20 protein-coding genes are annotated in these 17,904 nt (G+C 56.9%); 7 read left to right on the forward strand and 13 right to left on the reverse strand.

Annotated elements, in window-relative coordinates; genetic code table 11:
• Window positions 1-9 precede the first annotated feature (9 nt).
• The 5 genes from phoU to CDH48_RS12330 all read right to left on the reverse strand — a co-directional run bounded on the left by phoU (window position 10) and on the right by CDH48_RS12330 (window position 5,475).
• On the reverse strand, window positions 10-732 hold the full coding sequence (gene phoU, locus CDH48_RS12310) for a phosphate signaling complex protein PhoU (protein ID WP_100689035.1): 723 nt from the start codon (window positions 730-732) through the stop codon (window positions 10-12).
• 33 nt (window positions 733-765) lie between these two features.
• A complete protein-coding gene (gene pstB, locus CDH48_RS12315) occupies window positions 766-1,614 on the reverse strand; it encodes a phosphate ABC transporter ATP-binding protein PstB (RefSeq protein WP_100689036.1) in 849 nt (282 codons plus the stop codon).
• Window positions 1,615-1,702: 88 nt separating this feature from the next.
• Complete coding sequence (gene pstA, locus CDH48_RS12320; protein ID WP_100689037.1) at window positions 1,703-2,980, reverse strand: phosphate ABC transporter permease PstA; 1,278 nt, start codon at window positions 2,978-2,980, stop codon at window positions 1,703-1,705.
• Window positions 2,973-4,361: a phosphate ABC transporter permease subunit PstC gene (gene pstC, locus CDH48_RS12325; RefSeq protein WP_100689038.1), complete on the reverse strand. Its 1,389-nt coding sequence runs from the start codon at window positions 4,359-4,361 to the stop codon at window positions 2,973-2,975. Before pstC ends, pstA begins: the two co-directional genes overlap by 8 nt.
• 64 nt (window positions 4,362-4,425) lie before the next feature.
• The gene (locus CDH48_RS12330; protein WP_227521069.1) at window positions 4,426-5,475 is read right to left on the reverse strand and encodes a substrate-binding domain-containing protein; all 1,050 of its coding nucleotides are present in this window, start codon (window positions 5,473-5,475) and stop codon (window positions 4,426-4,428) included.
• Between the two features lie 194 nt (window positions 5,476-5,669).
• On the opposite strand from CDH48_RS12330, the gene CDH48_RS12335 reads away from it, so the two are divergent.
• A complete protein-coding gene (locus CDH48_RS12335; protein WP_100689039.1) occupies window positions 5,670-6,074 on the forward strand; it encodes an acyl-CoA thioesterase in 405 nt (134 codons plus the stop codon).
• Here CDH48_RS12335 and CDH48_RS12340 read toward each other — a convergent pair whose 3' ends face one another.
• Genes CDH48_RS12340 through CDH48_RS12350 form a run of 3 tightly spaced genes read right to left on the reverse strand, consistent with a single transcriptional unit; the run spans window position 6,075 to window position 8,146 of the window.
• Window positions 6,075-6,872: an ABC transporter permease gene (locus CDH48_RS12340; protein WP_100689040.1), complete on the reverse strand. Its 798-nt coding sequence runs from the start codon at window positions 6,870-6,872 to the stop codon at window positions 6,075-6,077.
• Window positions 6,859-7,497, reverse strand: coding sequence for an ABC transporter ATP-binding protein (locus CDH48_RS12345; protein ID WP_100689041.1), 639 nt, complete (start codon window positions 7,495-7,497; stop codon window positions 6,859-6,861). The genes CDH48_RS12340 and CDH48_RS12345 overlap by 14 nt, the downstream gene beginning before the upstream one ends.
• The gene (locus CDH48_RS12350; RefSeq protein ID WP_100689042.1) at window positions 7,475-8,146 is read right to left on the reverse strand and encodes an SDR family oxidoreductase; all 672 of its coding nucleotides are present in this window, start codon (window positions 8,144-8,146) and stop codon (window positions 7,475-7,477) included. The genes CDH48_RS12345 and CDH48_RS12350 overlap by 23 nt, the downstream gene beginning before the upstream one ends.
• Window positions 8,147-8,282: 136 nt before the next feature.
• Between CDH48_RS12350 and CDH48_RS12355 the strand changes: the two genes are divergently transcribed.
• Window positions 8,283-8,909 carry an outer membrane beta-barrel protein gene (locus CDH48_RS12355; protein WP_100689043.1) on the forward strand — a complete coding sequence of 209 codons (627 nt, stop codon included), beginning with the start codon at window positions 8,283-8,285 and terminating at the stop codon, window positions 8,907-8,909.
• A 14-nt stretch (window positions 8,910-8,923) separates the two neighbouring features.
• Here the strand turns inward: CDH48_RS12355 and arsJ are convergent, their stop codons facing one another.
• From arsJ to CDH48_RS12370, 3 genes are read right to left on the reverse strand one after another with little or no spacing between them, the layout of a single operon-like run.
• The gene (gene arsJ / locus CDH48_RS12360) at window positions 8,924-10,117 is read right to left on the reverse strand and encodes an organoarsenical effux MFS transporter ArsJ (RefSeq protein WP_100689044.1); all 1,194 of its coding nucleotides are present in this window, start codon (window positions 10,115-10,117) and stop codon (window positions 8,924-8,926) included.
• Window position 10,118: 1 nt separating this feature from the next.
• On the reverse strand, window positions 10,119-11,123 hold the full coding sequence (locus CDH48_RS12365) for an ArsJ-associated glyceraldehyde-3-phosphate dehydrogenase (RefSeq protein WP_100689045.1): 1,005 nt from the start codon (window positions 11,121-11,123) through the stop codon (window positions 10,119-10,121).
• Between the two features lie 45 nt (window positions 11,124-11,168).
• The gene (locus tag CDH48_RS12370; protein WP_100689046.1) at window positions 11,169-11,558 is read right to left on the reverse strand and encodes a metalloregulator ArsR/SmtB family transcription factor; all 390 of its coding nucleotides are present in this window, start codon (window positions 11,556-11,558) and stop codon (window positions 11,169-11,171) included.
• A 127-nt stretch (window positions 11,559-11,685) separates the two neighbouring features.
• On the opposite strand from CDH48_RS12370, the gene CDH48_RS12375 reads away from it, so the two are divergent.
• The 5 genes from CDH48_RS12375 (at window position 11,686) to CDH48_RS12395 (ending at window position 16,038) form a co-directional block, all read left to right on the forward strand.
• On the forward strand, window positions 11,686-13,014 hold the full coding sequence (locus CDH48_RS12375) for a permease (RefSeq protein ID WP_100689047.1): 1,329 nt from the start codon (window positions 11,686-11,688) through the stop codon (window positions 13,012-13,014).
• Between the two features lie 42 nt (window positions 13,015-13,056).
• Complete coding sequence (locus CDH48_RS12380; RefSeq protein ID WP_100689048.1) at window positions 13,057-13,287, forward strand: thioredoxin family protein; 231 nt, start codon at window positions 13,057-13,059, stop codon at window positions 13,285-13,287.
• A 30-nt stretch (window positions 13,288-13,317) separates the two neighbouring features.
• Window positions 13,318-14,034 (forward strand): arsenical resistance protein ArsH, encoded by a 717-nt coding sequence (arsH, locus tag CDH48_RS12385; protein WP_100689049.1) that lies wholly within the window; start codon window positions 13,318-13,320, stop codon window positions 14,032-14,034.
• 9 nt (window positions 14,035-14,043) lie between these two features.
• Window positions 14,044-15,108 carry an ACR3 family arsenite efflux transporter gene (gene arsB, locus CDH48_RS12390; protein WP_100689050.1) on the forward strand — a complete coding sequence of 355 codons (1,065 nt, stop codon included), beginning with the start codon at window positions 14,044-14,046 and terminating at the stop codon, window positions 15,106-15,108.
• A gap of 132 nt (window positions 15,109-15,240) precedes the next feature.
• On the forward strand, window positions 15,241-16,038 hold the full coding sequence (locus CDH48_RS12395; RefSeq protein ID WP_100689051.1) for an undecaprenyl-diphosphate phosphatase: 798 nt from the start codon (window positions 15,241-15,243) through the stop codon (window positions 16,036-16,038).
• A 64-nt stretch (window positions 16,039-16,102) separates the two neighbouring features.
• Here CDH48_RS12395 and CDH48_RS12400 read toward each other — a convergent pair whose 3' ends face one another.
• Window positions 16,103-17,287, reverse strand: a complete 1,185-nt coding sequence (locus CDH48_RS12400) for a WD40 repeat domain-containing protein (RefSeq protein WP_100689052.1) — start codon at window positions 17,285-17,287, stop codon at window positions 16,103-16,105.
• Window positions 17,287-17,904, reverse strand: a 618-nt coding sequence (locus CDH48_RS12405) for a hypothetical protein (RefSeq protein WP_157807826.1), incomplete at its 5' end; no start/stop codon positions are given. The genes CDH48_RS12405 and CDH48_RS12400, both read right to left, overlap by 1 nt.

A 17,904-nucleotide genomic window follows, 5' to 3' on the forward strand; every position in this document is an offset into this window, starting at 1 on the left:
ACGTGGGGCTTAACGCCCCACAACCCGCTCTGCTTCTTCCATCGGCGTATGACGAACATCTTCGCCTTTAACCATGAAAATCACGTTCTCTGCAATGTTGCAGGCATGATCGCCTACCCGCTCCAACGCCCGCAGTACCCACATCACTGACATACAGCGTGAAATATTACGTGGGTCTTCCATCATGAAGGTCAGCAGAGTGCGGGCCGCCGCCTGATACTCCTCATCCACCCGCTTGTCTTCTTTCATTACCCGCAAAGCCTGTTCGGAATCCAGTCTGGCAAAGGCATCCAGTGAGTCATGCAGCATACCCATCACATGGGCGCCGATATTGCGCACTTCCACATAGCCCTGGGGCGCCTGACCTTCCTCGGTGAGCTTGATCGCAAACTTGGCAATCTTTTTGGCTTCGTCGCCCACCCGCTCCAGGTCTGCCACCATACGAATCACTGAAATCACCAGCCGCAGATCCCTCGCAGTGGGCTGGCGCCGGGCGATGATGAGCATGGCTTCTTCATCTATATCCATCTCCATCCGGTCCACCGTCCTGTCTTTTGCCCGGATTTCTTCAGCCAGATACCCGTCACCGTCAATCAACGCCTTCACGGCACTGTCGATCTGGGTTTCCACCAGCCCGCCCATTTTCAGGAAGCGGGTTTTAAGGGCCAGAAGCTCATCGTTGAACCGGTTGGAGATGTGGTCTCCGTAAACGTCGTCTCTTTTTTTCGCCATTGTGTTTCTCTCCCCTGTTCTTTTGCACCCACATCAGCCAAAACGGCCGGTGATGTAGGATTCCGTCAGCTCATGTTCCGGCATGGTGAATACCTTGCTGGTGTCGTTTACTTCCACAAGATGGCCCAGATGAAAGTAGGCGGTGCGGTTGGAAACCCGCGCGGCCTGTTGCATGGAGTGAGTCACGATCACAATGGTGTAGCTCTCGGACAGCTCGGCAATCAGTTCTTCAATTCTGGCGGTGGCAATTGGGTCCAGGGCCGAACAGGGCTCATCCATCAGCACCACTTCCGGGCTGACCGCTATGGCTCTGGCGATACATAAGCGCTGCTGCTGGCCACCGGACATACCGGTTGCCATGGCATCAAGGCGATCCTTCACTTCATTCCACAGGCCGGCCTTGCGCAGGCTGTTTTCCACGATATCGTCCAGATCCGACTTGCGGTTGGCCAGGCCATGAATACGGGGGCCGTAGGCGACGTTATCGTAGATAGACTTGGGGAAGGGGTTGGGCTTCTGAAACACCATGCCCACACGGGCACGCAACTCCACCACATCCCGTTTGGGGTCGTAAATATCCTGGCCGTCCAGCAGCAGTGAGCCTTTGATCCGGCAGTTTTCAATGCTGTCGTTCATCCGATTCAGGCAGCGCAAAAAAGTGGATTTGCCACAACCGGAAGGCCCGATAAAGGCAATTACCTCGTTGCGGGCGATATCCAGGCTGATGTTTTTAATGGCCCGGGTTTCGCCGTAAAACACCTCCACATTCCGCAACTGGAACTTGGGATCATCCGAAAACGGGACACCGACGGTTTTGCCTTCTTCAATTACCGTATCTGCCGGGCGCTCAATCGGTGCTTTTATCAGGTCTGCTTCAGGCATAGGTGCCTCTTTGATCGCGGTTGACTTCGTATTGCTCGGGATAGTGCTGGAAACAGTGTTAATCGTAGCGTTCACCGGTGTTGCCTCTTTACCAGCGGCGCTCAAGGCGCTTGCGCAACCAGATGGCAAACGCATTCATGGTGATCAGGAAGGCCAGCAGAACCATAATGCCGGCGGAGGCAAGCTCCACAAAACCCTGTTCTGCACTGCCGGCCCAGATAAAAATCTGCACGGGCAGTACGGTGGCGGAACTGAAAAAGCCATCCGGTATCTCGACAATGAACGCCACCATGCCGATCAGCAACAGAGGTGCGGTTTCACCCAGTGCCTGCGCCATGCCGATGATGGAGCCTGTCAGCATGCCGGGCATGGCCAGAGGCAGAACGTGGTGCAGAACCACCTGCATTTTTGAAGCCCCTATGCCTTGGGCAGCCTCGCGAATCGACGGCGGCACGCTCTTGATTGCGGCACGGCTCGAAATAATGATGGTGGGCAATGTCATCAACGCCAGCACCAGGCCACCCACCACGGGTACCGAGCGGGGCATACCGAACAGCCCGATAAATACCGCCAACCCCAGTAGCCCGAAGATGATGGAAGGTACGGCAGCCAGGTTGTTGATGTTGACCTCAATAAAGTCCGTCAGGCGATTACCGGGCGCAAACTCCTCCAGATAAACCGCCGCAGCCACGCCCACCGGGAAGGCAATCACCAGTGTGATCGCCATGGTCAGTAAAGACCCGACCAGAGCACCGAGAATACCGGCATTGGAAGGCTCCCGGGAGTCGCCACTGGTGAAAAACACATCGTTGAAACCGGTATCGATCACGCCTTTACTGAGCAGTTCGTCCGTCCAGCGCTGTTGCTGCTCAGTGAGGCGTATGGAGTAGCCGGGGTCGCCCGCATGTTTTACGTAGACCGACACCGTATCGTGAGCCGGGAACTCGATGGTGCGGGTGCTGCCCAGCCAGTCCGGGTTTTCCTTCAGCAGATCGCGAACCTGATTGCTGGCATAGCTGCCGGTCATCCGGCTGAGCTCACGCTTATCCGCACGGCTGGTGGCATTTGGGAAATACTCTTGCAGAGCCTTGATGATGGGCGCCTGAAAATCCGCCATGGCCATCTGCTCCGGATCTGAGGCATCGTTCAGGTACATCAATTCACCATCCAGGTGGACATCAAGGGTCACCGTGGTTTTGATAAAGCCGGTATAGCCCTTGCTGACAATGTCCGTAAACAGAACCGCCAGAGAGAAGAGTGCAACCGAAACAGCGGCGATGCCATACAAGCGAAACCGGCGTTCCTTGCCATAGCGTCGCTTGAGCGAGCGGCGGACCAGCTCCGCCTGTGAGCCTGGATCAGTCATATTGTTCCCTGTATTTGCGCACAATCTTCAGTGCAATCACGTTCAGCAGCAGGGTTACCATGAAGAGCACCATGCCCAGGGCAAAGGCGGCCAGTGTCTTGGCACTGTCGAATTCCTGGTCACCAGTGAGCAGGGTGACAATCTGCACCGTTACAGTAGTCACCGAATCCAGCGGATTAGCGGTCAGGTTTGCGGCCAGCCCCGCAGCCATCACCACAATCATGGTTTCACCAATCGCCCGGGAGGCGGCCAGCAGAATGCCGCCCATGATGCCGGGCAAAGCGGCCGGGAAAATCACGTTCTTCATGGTTTCAGACTGGGTGGCGCCCAGCGCCAGGGAACCATCCCGAAGGCTGCGCGGAACCGCGTTGATGACATCGTCCGACAGCGACGACACAAACGGAATAATCATGATGCCCATCACCAGCCCCGCCGCCAGGGCGCTCTGGGAGGAGGCCTCAAGGCCCAGCATAAGTGCCAGGTCACGAATAAAAGGCGCCACTGTAAGTGCTGCAAAAAAGCCATAAACCACGGTGGGTACGCCCGCCAGCATTTCCAGCAGCGGTTTGACCACCGAACGCACCGGGCCGCTGGCATACTCGGAGAGATACACCGCCGACAGCAGGCCCACCGGCACCGCAATCAGCAGGGCAATGGCCGAAATCATCAGAGTGCCGGTAAACAGCGGAATAATGCCGAAGGCGCCCTCGGAACCCACCTGATCCGCCCGCAAAGCCGTTTGCGGGCTCCAGTTGGTACCAAACAGAAATTCCGTAACCGGCACCTTGCCGAAGAAGCGGACAGTTTCAAAAATAACCGAGAAAACGATGCCGATGGTAGTCAGGATTGCGACGGCTGCAGATACAAAAAACAGGCGTTGCAGAGTACGCTCCACACTCTTGCGGGCGTTGATGTGGGGTGCGATTCGCGTCCAGGCAAAGGTCCCGCCAAGAACGGCAATCAGAATCACCAATAGCGCTTTGAAGCGACTGCTCTGCTCCCGCAACTCCTGCAGCAATGTCGCGGCGCCTGAAATGCCCTCCGGAACCATGGCTGGGTCCAGCTTGCCGGCGGCCAGATTGCTGATCTGGGAAAGGGTCAGGCTCGCCTGCCCTGCTGATTGCGGCGCCAGCTCTGCCGGCAAGGAAGCCATCACCATGTCCTGAATAACCTTACCCTCGAACGTCGCCCAGGCGCCCAGAACAATCAGTGCCGGGATCGCACACCAGAGTGCGGCTCTGGCGGCATAGTAAACCGGCAGGGCCTTGAGGTTGCGAATGCCCCCCAGGGGCATTGCCACAGCCCGGGAACGGATAAAAGCCAAGCCATAAGCCACTGCGGCAAGCAACAGAACCAGGGGTAACAAATCAGATGTCGGCATGGCTTTCTCTCTGGTTCATGACTGCCTCCTTGATTCATAGCCCCTGTTGCTTGCCAATCGTGGATTAAAGCTCATTGCCTGTCATCGGCTTGAGTTCCCTGACCGCTTTGGCTGTTTCCAGGCGCACATTGCGGGGGTTGGGGATCAGCCCTACATCTACCAGGTAACCATTGTCGCCCCAGGCGCCTTCGCTGGTGAACTCTTTGGCATACTCCTGAACACCGGGAACCACACCAGCGTGGGCATTCTTGATGTAGAAAAACAGGGAACGGGCCACCGGGTACTGCTCATCGGCAATGGTGTCGGGGGTGGGCTCTACACCGTTTATGGTGGAGGCCTGGATTTCACCACTGTTTTCCATCAGGAAGCTGTAACCGAAGATACCCAGGGTGTCTTTATCCTGGGCCAGGCGCTGAACAATCAGGTTGTCGTTTTCACCGGCCTCAACAAACGCGCCATCTTCACGCATGTTGTGGCAAACACTACGCATTTCTTTCTTTTCCATCGCTTCGATAAAACCAAAGGTTTTGCAGCCACCTTCCATGGCGATTTCGACGAAAGCGTCGCGGGTGCCGGAAGTGGGCGGTGGTCCCATCACACGGATTTCCTTGGCTGGCAGGCCGGCGTCGATATCGCTCCATTTGTCGTAAGGATTCGCAACCAGTTTGTCACCGCCTTGAGGATCCGGAACGTCCTTGGCCAGGGCCAGGAATACCTGGCGCAGGCTGAGATCCATTCGGTCGGCTTTCCTGGAGTTGGCGATTACGATACCATCGGCGCCGATTTTCACTTCGGTAATGGCTTCCACACCATTGCGCTGGCACATCTCGAATTCGCTGGATTTCATCCGGCGGGAAGCGTTGGTAATGTCCGGATGCTGGGTACCAATGCCGGCACAAAACAGCTTGAAACCGCCGCCGGAGCCAGTGGATTCCAGTTTCGGCGTGGGGAAATCAGTATTACGACCAAAGCGCTCTGCAACCACCGTTGCGAAAGGGTAAACCGTTGAGGAACCTACAACGTTTACGGTGTCTCGGGCCAGAGCCGAAGCGGAAACCAGGGACAACCCGCCAGTCAGTGCAGCAATCGCAAAAGCCTTGTTCGGTTTAATCACATTGAATCTCCATCAGTCACTTATGTTGTGTACAGCACCGGTTTACTGATGGGTAAAGATTAGAGCTTCTGTATGACAGCTTTATTACAGCGCCTGAAAAATTGCGCACAAGCCCCGAATAAGCTTGCAGCCGCCTGCTGGGCCGTTAACATGCTAGGAAAATAATTCCAGAGATTAAAATAAAGGCTGGCTCCATGACTGCGTACGATGACGACAAACCCAAACCCCGTGGCGACCTGACCCTTCAGGTAGTGCCCCTGCCCCAGGATACAAACGCCAACGGCGACGTTTTTGCCGGCTGGCTGGTCAAACAGATGGATATTGCCGCTGCCACCATGGCCGGGCGTATTTCACTGGGCCGGAATGCCACCGTAGCCATGGACAGGATGGAATTTCTTTCGCCTCTGCGGGTTGGGTCGCAGGTTGGCTGCTACTGTGAGCTGGTAGACATAGGCCGAAGCTCAATGAAGATCCATGTGGAAGTGTGGACCCTCGACCGCACCGCCAAACACCCACGCAAGGTGACCGAAGGCCGGTTTGTGTACGTTGCCATTGATGAACACGGGCGTATCCGGGAAGTGCCGGAACAGCCTGCCTGATCAGGTTTTCACCAATCGGTCCAGCCGCAACCGTTGACGCTCGTCGAACAGCCGGCGACCGCCCCAGGATACGGCTATAAGTGCTCCGAACCCGGTACCGGCGGTGATAATCAACATCACCAGAATCTGGTATTTCACCGCCACCGCCGGCGGGCTCCCAGCCAGAATCTGACCGGTCATCATGCCCGGAAGGCTGACAATGCCCGCCGCAGCCATGGCGTTGATTGAGGGCATCATGCCGCTGCGCATGGCCTCCCGGCGAATGTCTTCCAGAGCCTGGCGCCAGGTCTGCCCCAGCATCAGCCGATTTTCGACCACGGCCTGCTGCCGCCAGACGGACTCGTTTAACCGGTCCAGGGCCAGGCTGACACCGGTCATGGTGTTACCCAGCATCATCCCCAACAGGGGAATCGCATATTGCGGGGCATACCAGGGTTCCGGGCCGATCACCACCGTCAAGGCCAGTACCGTGACCGTGAACGACGACACAAACATGGCGCCGGTGCCAATGCCGAAGGCCCACCGTCCGCGCAATCGCCGGCTCTGGCGGGCAACCACCTCCCGGCCTGCCACCAAAAGCATGATAAGCGCCAGCAGGGCAATCCAGTAAAAAGCCGAGGATGCGAACAAGGCTTCCAGTACCAGCCCGATCAGTGCCAGCTGGATGATCGTGCGCGTGGTGGCAATCAACAGGCTGCGGGTGATACCGAGCCGGCTCACATGGCCAGTCACCGCCAACGCCAGTATCAGCAACGCCGCCAGCGCGAGCTTCCACCAGGCCAGATCAATCACTTCCATAAACAGGCTCCAGCCGGGCTCCATGAATGCGATAGTGGGCGCTGGCCACACGTTGAATCTGGGCCGGGTCATGGGCCACCCACAGGGTTGCGAGCTGGCGCTGCCGGATTTCTCCCAGCAGCCAGGCTTCAATGGCTTTCGTGGTTTCACCATCGAGGTTGGCGGTAGGTTCGTCCAGCAACAATGCCTGGGGCTCCAGGGAAAGTGCCCGCCAGAGCGCCAACCGCTGACGTTCGCCGGAAGACAAGCGGCTGACCGACCAGGCCATTACTTCTGGTGGCAACCCCAGTGCCGGGGGCAACCGTTGACCGGCCTTATCAGGAAAGTGAGCACCCACCTCATCAAACCACCACTGGCTGTCTGCCGGTACCATAACAACCCGGCCCCGCCACTGGTGAGCGGGCATATCCAACTGGTTGGTGCCCTTCAGGAAAATCCTGCCGCCATGGGGTTCCAGGTCAGCCAACGCTCGCAACAGACGGCTCTTGCCGCTGCCCGAAGGGCCAGACAGGCAAACCACCTGCCCACCGGGTACCGTCAGAGACACCTCTCTCAGGGCGCCAACGCTGACGTTTTCCAGTACAAGGCCGGTCAAAGCCGGCTCACCACGGCAGTTCCTCACCATTGCTGTGCCAGAAGGAGCCGGTATTCTCCAGGCTCAGACTGGCAATGCGTTGCGCCAGGCCCCGGGCGGATTCTTCCGGGGTAATCAGGCCACCAAAGTTCACCATGCGGGTCTTCACATACCCCGGGTGCAACTGGGCCACGGCAATCCCTTTGGGCTTCAAATCCATCGCCAATGATTTACCAAAGGCGTTCAGTGCCGCCTTGGAGGCTCGATAGCCGTAGCGACCACCTGAGTCATTATCGGCAATGGAGCCCATGCGGCTGGTGATATTGGCAATTTTGCTGCCCTGCCCCATCAACGGAACCAGTGCTTCGGCCACACGCAAGGGTGCGTAGGCGTTGATTTCCATCTGTATGCGGATGGAATCGAAATCAATGCTGCCCAGTTGCTCATCCTGCAGCAGGCCGGCGTTGTTGATCAGCAGGCCGATGCTTTTGCCAGCCAGCCCGGCTTTAAGTTTTGCAATACCCTCGTTGGTGGTGACATCTACGCCCTCGATCACTTGTGCCGCCACGCTTGCCAGTTCTTCAGACGATTGCCGGCACACGCCAATCACTTCATGCCCTTCACCGGCATAATGGCGGGCAAGTTCCAGACCTATGCCGCGATTGGCTCCGGTGATTACCACTACGTTGGTCTCCGGCATAAGAAACACCTCCATTCTGATCAGACTTATTGCTTTATTGGATCATCCCCACCTATTGGCAAGGTTGCCCGTATCTGTAATGGTGACACCATAACGTTGAAACTGGCCAGAGCGCGACAACAGAGACCCGGAACCCATGAACTTCAGGCAGTTAATCGCACTGGCGCTATGCTTCGCCCTGACCGCCTCGCCAGCGGTGGCCGATATCGGCGTCGCACCTTATGTGGGCTACCGCATGGGCAGCTCGGTCGATATTGAAACCTCTGGCGCCAGCATCAAAGACCAAATCCGCTTCACGGACACCACAAGCCACGGGCTGACACTGAACTTCGACCTGCCGGAAGCGGGCAAGCAGGGCGAGCTGTATTTCGGCCGGCAGGAAACCTCGGCAAAGCTCGATAACGGCCACTTTGCCCCTGGCACACAGGCCATCGACGTTACAATTTACCAGCTGCAGTTTGGTGGCCTCTATTTTCCCGGAGGCAAAACCTACGGCGGTTTCGCTTCCGGCGTGCTGGGTGTGACCCGCCTGGAACCTGACGATTCAGCCTTCGATACCCACCACCGCCTTGCCCTGTCCCTCGGCGGAGGTTATCAGTTTTTTCTTAACGAACGGTTGCGCCTGCGGCTGGATCTGCGCGGTATCTACACGGCCCTCGACTCCGGTGGCTCGGCGTTCTGTTCCGGTGGCTGCGATCTCAAATACCGCAGCAGCGGCTACCTTCAGGTTGAAGCAGGCGCTGGTTTGGTGCTGCGCTTTTGACGCACCAGCAACTGTCAGGCCAGGGCTGCATGCCTTTGGTGAAGCATCGACGATAACAGCGCCGCCATGGCCACCAACCCCGAAGATATCCACAAACAGGCTTCCAGCCCGTAAACCTGATAAACCCAGCCCGACAGGATGGTCCCCAACAGCCGGCCCGCAGCGTTGGACATGTAATAGAAGCCCACATCCAGCGATACCCCATCGCCCCGGGCATAACTGACAATCAGATAGCTGTGCAGGGATGAGTTGATGGCAAACAACACACCAAACAACAGGAGGCCACCAATAACTACGAACTGCGGCGGCCAGCCCGCCATCAGGCCAAGGGCAATGGCTGCGGGAATCAGCGCCAGGGCGGCGGCCCAGAACACGGCAGGCTGTTTGCTCTCCAGGTTGCCGGTAATCCGGGGCGCAACCGTCTGGATAAAGCCATAGCCAATAACCCAGGTGGCCATAAAGCCTCCCACCTTCCAGAAATCCCAGCCGAAGACCGTGTGCAGGTACACCGGCAAAGCCACCACGAACCACACATCCCTGGCTCCGAACAGAAACATGCGTGCCGCTGATAACACGTTAATGGCACGGCTTTTAGAAAGAATCTCGCGGAACTTCGGTTTGGCTTTACTCTTGCCCAGTTCCTGTTTGAGCAGAAACAGGCTGGCCAGCCACACCAGCGCAAGCGCCGCCGCCATGAGGATCACCGCGCCGGTAAAACCCGCCGACATCAGCAAGACACCGCCCAGAAAAAAGCCCACGCCTTTCAGGGTGTTCTTGGAACCGGTCAGGATGGCCACCCACTGGTATAACCTGCCCTGCTGCTCATCCGGAACCAGCAGTTTGATGCCACTCTTGGCGGACATTTTGTTCAGATCCTTGGCAATACCCGACACAGCCTGCGCCGCCATTACCCAGGGGACGGTCAGCATGGCCGCCGGAACCGCCAGCATGGCCAGCGCCGAAATCTGCAGGAACAGCCCGATGTTCATGGTGCGATTCAAGCCCATGCGGGCCCCCAGATAGCCGCCCGCCAGGTTGGTTACCACCCCGAAAAATTCGTAAAAGATGAACAGCAGGGCGATATCCAGGGGTGAATAGCCCAGCTGGTGGAAATGCAGCACCACCAGCATGCGCAGAGCGCCGTCCGTCAGGGTGAAAGCCCAGTAGTTACCGGTGATCACCAGATACTGACGGACAGCAGCATTCATCTCAGGCCACGCCCACCTTGCGCACCAGTTCCGCAGCGCGGTTGGCGTAACCCCATTCGTTGTCGTACCAGGCATAGATTTTCACATGGGTGCCGTTGACCACCAGGGTGGACAGAGCATCGACAATGGAAGAACGGGGGTCGGTCTTGTAGTCGATGGACACCAGCGGGCGCTCCTCGTAACCCAGAATGTCCTTCAGTTCGCCCCCGGCAGCTTCTTTCAACAGACGATTCACGGTGTCGCGATCCGTCGGCGTTTCCACTTCAAACACGCAGTCGGTCAGCGAGGCATTGATTAAAGGTATCCGCACTGCATGGCCATCAAGACGCCCTTTCAGTTCCGGGAAGATCTCGATAATTGCGGTGGCAGAACCGGTACTGGTGGGAATCAGCGAACTGCCACAGGCTCGGGCCCGGCGCAGGTCCTTGTGAGGCGCGTCGAGGATATTCTGGCTGTTGGTCAGGCTGTGAATGGTGGTAAGAGAACCGTGTTTGATGCCGAGATTTTCGTGAATGACTTTGACCACAGGCGCCAGGCAGTTGGTAGTGCAGGACGCCGCAGTAACAATACGGTCCCTGGCCGGATCGAAAATATGCTCGTTCACCCCCAATACGATGTTCTTGGCCCCCGCTTCCTTCACCGGCGCGGTGGCCACTACGCGCTTCACGCCCTGATCCAGGTAGCCCTGCAGCGCCGCAACCTTCTTGTGCGCGCCACTGGCTTCGATCACCACGTCACAGCCAGACCAGTCGGTGTCACCGATAGCCTTGTTGCGGGTTACGGTGATGTGCTTGCCGTCGATCACTATCTCATCACCACTGGCTTCGGCCTCATGGTTCCAGAGACCATGAACACTGTCGAAGTTCAGCAGGTGCGCCAGGGTATGGGCATCTCCCCCGGGGTCGTTGACGGCCACAAACTCCAGTTCCGGCCAACCCCAGGCTGCCCTCAGAGCCAGGCGGCCAATGCGGCCAAATCCGTTAATGCCTACTTTGATCTTGCTCATGATGATCTCCTTGCGAAATTCGCAATCCGTGTATCCGGTAAGTAATCAGGGGCAGTGTACACCCGGGCGCTCAGCCATGGTCTGCAACTGCTCCAGGGGCTGTTCGATCAATGCCTCATTGTGCCGGGCGGTTTCATCCAGCACCCGCGACACCCAGGCTGGCAGCCGGGGGCTAAGGTAATAATAGACCCATTGACCATGGCGTTCTGTTTCCACCAACCCTAAATCCCGCAAAACAGCCAGATGGCGGCTGACTTTCGGCTGGGACACTTCAAACGCTTCGGTCAGTTCACACACGCACAGTTTGCCCTGATCCCGAATCAGCAACAGGGCAGCCAGCCGCAACTCGTCACCCAGGGCCTTGAAAATTGCCACCGGGTTATCGTTTGTCGGTTTCAGAGCAATTTCCTTCTGGTGCAGAACGTGTCTTTTCATGGAGTTTTCCAGTTTTCACACAATTACATATTCGATTTGCCATATATTCGTTTTTAGCGATAATAGGCAGGCAAAGTGACGAAGTAAAGATATCAGGATTGCGCAACTCCACTCATCGGAATTCATCATGACAGAAAAACTCCTGGAGATTTACCGGGACAATCAGCGCGAAGGCAATCTGCTGTTCTTCATGATCCTCGCATTCCTGGCGATTTATTTCATACCTGCCGGCACCGAGCGATTTGATAACGCCGTCCTTGAAGCGTTCAGACTGACCAACTGGTACGCCCGCGAACACGTCATCCTTTGCCTGTTGCCGGCGTTCCTGATAGCCGGCGCCATGGCCGCGTACATCAGCCAAGGCTCGGTCATGCGCTATCTGGGCCCCGCCGCCCCCAAACCTGTCGCCTTTACCGTAGCCTCGGTGTCCGGCACCTTGCTGGCCGTCTGCTCCTGCACTGTGCTACCCCTGTTCGGTGGCATTTACCGGCGCGGAGCAGGCCTGGGCGCTGCGGTGGCCTTTCTCTATTCCGGCCCCGCCATCAACATTATGGCTATTGTTGTTACCGCCAAGGTACTGGGTGTTGAAATCGGTATTGCCCGGGCTGTCGGAGCCATCGTTTTTGCCGTAGTGATTGGCGCCATCATGCACATAATCTATCGCAAGGAAGAAGCCCGGCGCACCGTCAGTAATGCCCGGGGCTTCGGTGACGACAACGCGGAAAAACCCGTTGGTATCATTACCCTGTTCTTCGCTCTGATGGTTGGCATTCTGGTGTTTGCCAACTGGGCAGCAGCAGACAGCCCCACCTGGATGGCCATTCACGCTCTGAAATGGCCCATCACCGCAGCACTGGCGGCGGCTCTCGCTGGTCTGCTGGCCTGGCGCTGGAACTGGCCCGCAAGCCAGTTACTGATACTGGCCGCGGTTATTGCCGGTATCGCCGCGCTGGCACCCGGGATACCGGAATTACCGTTCGTGATCGGTATCGGCGGCTTGATGCTTATTGCTACCCTGCGGGACGACGACCGGGAATGGCCGGCGCAGTCCTGGGACTTTGCCAAGCAGATCCTGCCGCTGTTGCTGGCCGGCGTATTCGTTGCAGGCTTTGCGCTTGGCCGGCCGGGCCACGAAGGAATGATTCCCTCTTCCTGGGTGGCGGCGGCAGTGGGCGACAATTCCCTGCTATCCACCGTTCTGGCCTCAGTACTAGGTGCCTTGATGTATTTCTCCACCCTGACCGAGGTGCCCATTGTGGAGGCCCTGATGGGCTCAGGTATGGGGAAAGGGCCGGCCCTGGCACTGCTGTTGGCCGGCCCGGCCCTGTCACTGCCCAACATGCTGGTTATCCGCACCATTCTGGGCACGCAGAAGACGCTGGTTTATTGCGCCCTGGTGGTGGTCATGGCCACTGTTACAGGCTTTGTTTATGGTAACTGGTGGGTGTCCGCCTGATACCTGCCCCAATACTCATCCCGGTATTCGAAGGAGATTAGAATGAAAATTACAATTTATGGTAGTGGCTGCAGCAAATGCAAACAGTTGACCACTAACGCTGAAGAGGCTGCCCGGGAGTTGGGTCTGAGCTACGAGGTGGAAAAGATCACCGACGTGAATGCCATTATTGATGCCGGCATCATGCGCACACCGGCCCTGGCTCTGGATAACGAGATTGTGGTGGAAGGCAAAGTTGCCAGTGCCGCCGATATCAAGAAACATCTGGGCTGAGCAGTTCTTGCAGGAACCCTGAACCTTATTATGAAAATACCTGAATTACCCAATATCGACTCCGGACTCTTCCGGGCCCCCACCCGCGAGCAACTCATTCCTGCGGTGCCCTCGGATCACGCACCGCGTATTCTGTTGCTGTACGGCTCACTCCGTGAGCGCTCGTTCAGCCGCCTGGCAGCGGAAGAAGCCGCACGCCTGCTGACAGCCATGGGCGCAGAAACCCGCATCTTCAACCCCCGGGGCCTGCCCCTGGCCGATGCCGAGGACGCCTCCCACCCGAAAGTTCAGGAACTGAGGGAACTGGCGCAGTGGGCGGAAGGCATGGTGTGGTGCTCACCGGAACGCCACGGCGCCATGACCGGCATCATGAAAACCCAGATCGACTGGATACCTCTTTCACTGGGCGCTGTGCGCCCGACTCAAGGCAAAACCCTTGCGGTGATGCAGGTGTGCGGCGGCTCCCAGTCATTCAATGTGGTAAATCAATTGCGGGTGCTGGGCCGCTGGATGCGCATGGTGACCATCCCGAACCAGTCGTCTGTTCCCAAGGCTTACATGGAGTTCGATGATAACGACCGAATGAAGCCATCCCCCTACTACGACCGCATAGTGGATGTGATGGAAGAACTGGTGAAATTCACCCTGCTGGTGCGCGACCGCAGCGGCTATCTCACCGACCGTTATTCCGAGCGCAAGGAAAGTGCAGAAGAATTATCAAAACGTGTTAACCAACGGTCTATCTGAGGGGCAACCATGAGCCACAACACCGAAGCTGCAAGTACTACCTCGGAAGGCATGGACCTGTTCGGGCGCTATCTGTCTGTGTGGGTCGCCCTGGCCATCATCGCCGGCGTGGCACTCGGCCAGCTTGCGCCGGTGGTGCCGGAAACACTGTCGCGCTTCGAATACGCCCAGGTATCAATCCCCATCGCCATACTGATCTGGGCGATGATTTTCCCGATGATGGCGCAGATTGATTTCAGCGCCGTGGTGGGCGTACGAAAAGAGCCCAAGGGGCTGGCCATTACCACCATCGTGAACTGGCTGATCAAACCCTTCACCATGTTCGCCATTGCCTGGTTTTTCCTGATGGTGGTGTTCGAGCCGTTTATTGCACCGCAACTGGCCAGCGAATACCTGGCTGGCGCCATACTGCTGGGCGCTGCGCCCTGCACCGCCATGGTGTTTGTGTGGAGTTACCTGACCAAAGGCGATGCGGCTTATACCCTGGTGCAGGTGTCCCTGAACGACATCATCATGCTGTTCGCATTCGCGCCCATCGTGGTGTTCCTGCTGGGCATTTCCGACATCCAGGTCCCCTGGGATACGGTGCTGCTGTCCGTGGTGCTGTATATCGTAATACCGCTCACCGCCGGCTACCTGACCCGCCGCACCCTGATTGCCCGGCACGGACAACGGTGGTACGACGACGTATTCATGAAGCGCCTCAGCCCTGTCACCCCGGCTGCACTGATTGTCACGCTGGTGCTGTTGTTTGCCTTCCAGGGCGAAGTGATTCTGCAAAACCCGTTACACATTGCCCTGATTGCCGTGCCGTTGATTATCCAGACGGTGTTCATTTTCTTTCTGGCCTACGGCTGGGCACGGCTGTGGAAAGTACGCCACTGCATTGCTGCGCCGGGAGCCATGATTGGCGCCAGCAACTTTTTCGAACTGGCCGTGGCCGCGGCTATTGCCCTGTTCGGCCTGCAGTCCGGTGCTGCGCTGGCCACTGTGGTGGGTGTGCTGGTGGAAGTACCCCTCATGCTCATGCTGGTGCGCATTGCCAATAGTACCCGTGACAAATTCCCTGCGTAGGCTTCCTGACTCCGGCACCTGACCTGCCTCAGGCGCCGGAGAACTGTTCAGCCAACTGCCACCCTGCTAATATCCGGCCCATCTTTTCGCCGCATCAAATTGTAAACCTCTGACCAGAACGGAACCCACAGAATGGATTTTTCCCAGGCTTTTTTCCTTGGCCTTCTTCAGGGACTGACCGAATTCCTGCCGATTTCCAGCTCGGCCCATCTCATTCTGGTTCCAGCTTTTTTTGATTGGGTTGATCAGGGTGTTGCTTTCGATCTTGCGGTGCATGTGGGTACGCTGCTGGCCGTGGTGATTTACTTTCGCACCGATGTGTTCAGCATCGCCCGGGACGGTCTCATTTCCATGGGCCAGCGCCGCGTTGTCGGCCAGGGCGCACTGGCGTTGTATCTGGTGATAGGCACCATCCCAGCTGGCCTCGCCGGCCTGGCGTTGCTGGATATCATCGACAACGAACTGCGCGCTGTGGAAATCATCTTCGCCACTACCCTGTTCTTCGGCCTGTTACTGGGGGTTGCAGACTGGATGCCCAAGCGCCAGCGCACCCTGGACAGCCTTAACTGGAAAGACGCCCTGCTGGTCGGTATTGCCCAGGCCATCGCGCTGGTGCCCGGCACCTCGCGCTCCGGCATTACCATCACTGCCGGACTGTTCCTGGGCATGAGCCGGGAAACCGCCTCCCGCTTCTCCTTTCTGCTGGCCATACCCATCACCGCGCTGGCCTCGGCAGTCAAGCTGCTGGAAGTGGCGGCTGCAGATACCATCGTGGACTGGGGGGCGTTTTTGGTTGGGACTGTGACTTCCTTTGTCATTGCCATTACCGCCATCCACTTCTTCCTGAAATGGCTTAACAAAGTGGGTATGTGGCCCTATGTGATTTACCGGGTCATTCTGGCCGGGGTTATTTACGCGGTGCTGATGTAAGCGCGAACAAACTGGTTATCCCACCCGTACCGGAGAAGTCTTTCAGCCACCTTAACCGGCACCACTACTCCACCACCCAAACCCGCTCCAGCGTCAGTTCATCCGGGTCAAACTGATACACGCTGATTCCACCGCCAGACTGATGCCCCATCGCCAGAATACCCGCTTCGGGTGAAGTGGCGATGGCGGTGTTGCGGTCGTAGTTGCTGCCGTAGGTGACCAACCTGGGTGATTCACCAAGGTCAAAGTACTTCACGGGCCAGGGGCTGCCGGTTTTGAATAGAGCGGCCATGTGACTGTTGTTGCCGAAGCGGAGGTAGTATTCGCTGTTGTGGATGAAGGCGACGGCGATGGTGAAGGTGTTGAGACCGGTAGAGTCGTCAATGAGCCCACTTTTATCCCAGTTTCTTGGGTCGCCCATCTCGAAAGGCGTATTTTCGAGATAAATCCCACTATGATACCTTGCCAGCCTTTTTCGGGTTTCTGGCTGCTCTGTATTCCAGAACAGGCCAATTCCAGCTTCATCTGCACTGACTATCCACTGCCCATCAGGGCTTATTGTGGCGTGGGTTTTGGAAGAATTGCCGTCCAGTTTGGCGGCTGGTTGTCGGGTCTCGAGATTCCATAAAGCAACACCATACATGTGTTGGAAGTCTTCCCCTTGATCAAGAACCTCTTGTATCGACCGGTAATAGGGTGGTTCAAATCCTTTAGGTTCTCCGCTCCCTGCAGAGACTATCCAGCGCTCAGAATCGTCCATCGAGAGATTGAAGAGCTTGCGGTAGCCAAGAAAAGCTCTGCCATCGGTCGCTTTGATCGTCTCTGTAGATCCGTCTTTCAATCGGCGAAATATACCCCAGCCAATGTCAGAGTAGTAATAGGTGCTGAGATCCTGAGTCATAAGGTGACCATAGGTCGGTTTGTCTAACTCAAAAGCTGTCTGTGTCACTCCGTTCGTTGTTTGGCCGGTCACGACATTGTCGAGATCCTGCCATAGAAAAACATCCCGGTTTTTAATGAAGTAGGCACTGTAGATGTTAGCTTCGCGGCTGATGATTTTCCGGTTATGTGCTTTCAAATCCCAGAGAATCAACTTCTGATCCTTGTGAGCGGTGAGGGCAAATGCCCCGCTTGAGGAAACTGAGGCACTCATGATCGGCCCGGGTGAGTTATAAAATGCCCACAAGCTGAATCCTGCAGCTAAAGCAACACCAAACAGAAAAAGTGCCCGTAGATTGAATTTGCTCATCAGTAGCGTCCAAACTTTGAACTTGCCAGTAATTGGCTCTGCATGATTTCTCGCACATAGACCTCTTCGAACAATTCTTGGGTGGGAATCTTCATCCCTGAGTGGCTAAACAGCCATTTTGATTGATCAACAGGGAAAAACCTCTTGGCTGCCAGAGTTTCATCAAGAAATGCATCGAATGCGGAGGCACCCTCACCCGCCACTTCATCAAACCCCACATACCCCAGCGCCGGTCTGGGTGACTGCTCCGGAAACCAACCATTCACCGCAAGTCTCTTCAAACGTAAAACATAATCCTTCGCCACCTGCAGGCTTACGCTGGCACGGTGATTCAACGGCGACAACAGAGTGTACTCTGGCGGCCGCTCGCCGTTACGCAGACAATCGATACAGGGCTGCCTCAGGGCATTTGCTTCGGCAAGAATGTCTTGTTCCAGCCTGGCCCAGTTGGCTTTGACGGTATGTTTGAGCGCCTCGGGTACATACGCCGAACGCTGAGGGTGGGCTGTTTTCCAGGCTTCGAAGGTAAGAGGCAGGTAGTCCTTGTAGAGCTTTTCAATGGGTGGTCTGAAACCATTTTTGAGAAAGTTGGGAAAACTCCACCACTTTTTACCATA

The sequence above is a fragment of the Marinobacter aromaticivorans genome (assembly GCF_002806975.1).
Taxonomy (GTDB): Bacteria; Pseudomonadota; Gammaproteobacteria; order Pseudomonadales; family Oleiphilaceae; genus Marinobacter; species Marinobacter aromaticivorans.

Excerpts from the sequence above, each read along its gene's own strand:
- phoU (WP_100689035.1), bottom strand. The coding sequence starts at position 732 with ATGGCGAAAAAAAGAGACGACGTTTACGGAGACCACATCTCCAACCGG.
- pstB (WP_100689036.1), bottom strand. The coding sequence starts at position 1,614 with ATGCCTGAAGCAGACCTGATAAAAGCACCGATTGAGCGCCCGGCAGAT.
- pstA (WP_100689037.1), bottom strand. The coding sequence starts at position 2,980 with ATGACTGATCCAGGCTCACAGGCGGAGCTGGTCCGCCGCTCGCTCAAG.
- pstC (WP_100689038.1), bottom strand. The coding sequence starts at position 4,361 with ATGCCGACATCTGATTTGTTACCCCTGGTTCTGTTGCTTGCCGCAGTG.
- CDH48_RS12335 (WP_100689039.1), top strand. The coding sequence starts at position 5,670 with ATGACTGCGTACGATGACGACAAACCCAAACCCCGTGGCGACCTGACC.
- CDH48_RS12340 (WP_100689040.1), bottom strand. The coding sequence starts at position 6,872 with ATGGAAGTGATTGATCTGGCCTGGTGGAAGCTCGCGCTGGCGGCGTTG.
- CDH48_RS12345 (WP_100689041.1), bottom strand. The coding sequence starts at position 7,497 with ATGGTGAGGAACTGCCGTGGTGAGCCGGCTTTGACCGGCCTTGTACTG.
- CDH48_RS12350 (WP_100689042.1), bottom strand. The coding sequence starts at position 8,146 with ATGCCGGAGACCAACGTAGTGGTAATCACCGGAGCCAATCGCGGCATA.
- CDH48_RS12355 (WP_100689043.1), top strand. The coding sequence starts at position 8,283 with ATGAACTTCAGGCAGTTAATCGCACTGGCGCTATGCTTCGCCCTGACC.
- arsJ (WP_100689044.1), bottom strand. The coding sequence starts at position 10,117 with ATGAATGCTGCTGTCCGTCAGTATCTGGTGATCACCGGTAACTACTGG.
- CDH48_RS12365 (WP_100689045.1), bottom strand. The coding sequence starts at position 11,123 with ATGAGCAAGATCAAAGTAGGCATTAACGGATTTGGCCGCATTGGCCGC.
- CDH48_RS12370 (WP_100689046.1), bottom strand. The coding sequence starts at position 11,558 with ATGAAAAGACACGTTCTGCACCAGAAGGAAATTGCTCTGAAACCGACA.
- CDH48_RS12375 (WP_100689047.1), top strand. The coding sequence starts at position 11,686 with ATGACAGAAAAACTCCTGGAGATTTACCGGGACAATCAGCGCGAAGGC.
- CDH48_RS12380 (WP_100689048.1), top strand. The coding sequence starts at position 13,057 with ATGAAAATTACAATTTATGGTAGTGGCTGCAGCAAATGCAAACAGTTG.
- arsH (WP_100689049.1), top strand. The coding sequence starts at position 13,318 with ATGAAAATACCTGAATTACCCAATATCGACTCCGGACTCTTCCGGGCC.
- arsB (WP_100689050.1), top strand. The coding sequence starts at position 14,044 with ATGAGCCACAACACCGAAGCTGCAAGTACTACCTCGGAAGGCATGGAC.
- CDH48_RS12395 (WP_100689051.1), top strand. The coding sequence starts at position 15,241 with ATGGATTTTTCCCAGGCTTTTTTCCTTGGCCTTCTTCAGGGACTGACC.
- CDH48_RS12400 (WP_100689052.1), bottom strand. The coding sequence starts at position 17,287 with ATGAGCAAATTCAATCTACGGGCACTTTTTCTGTTTGGTGTTGCTTTA.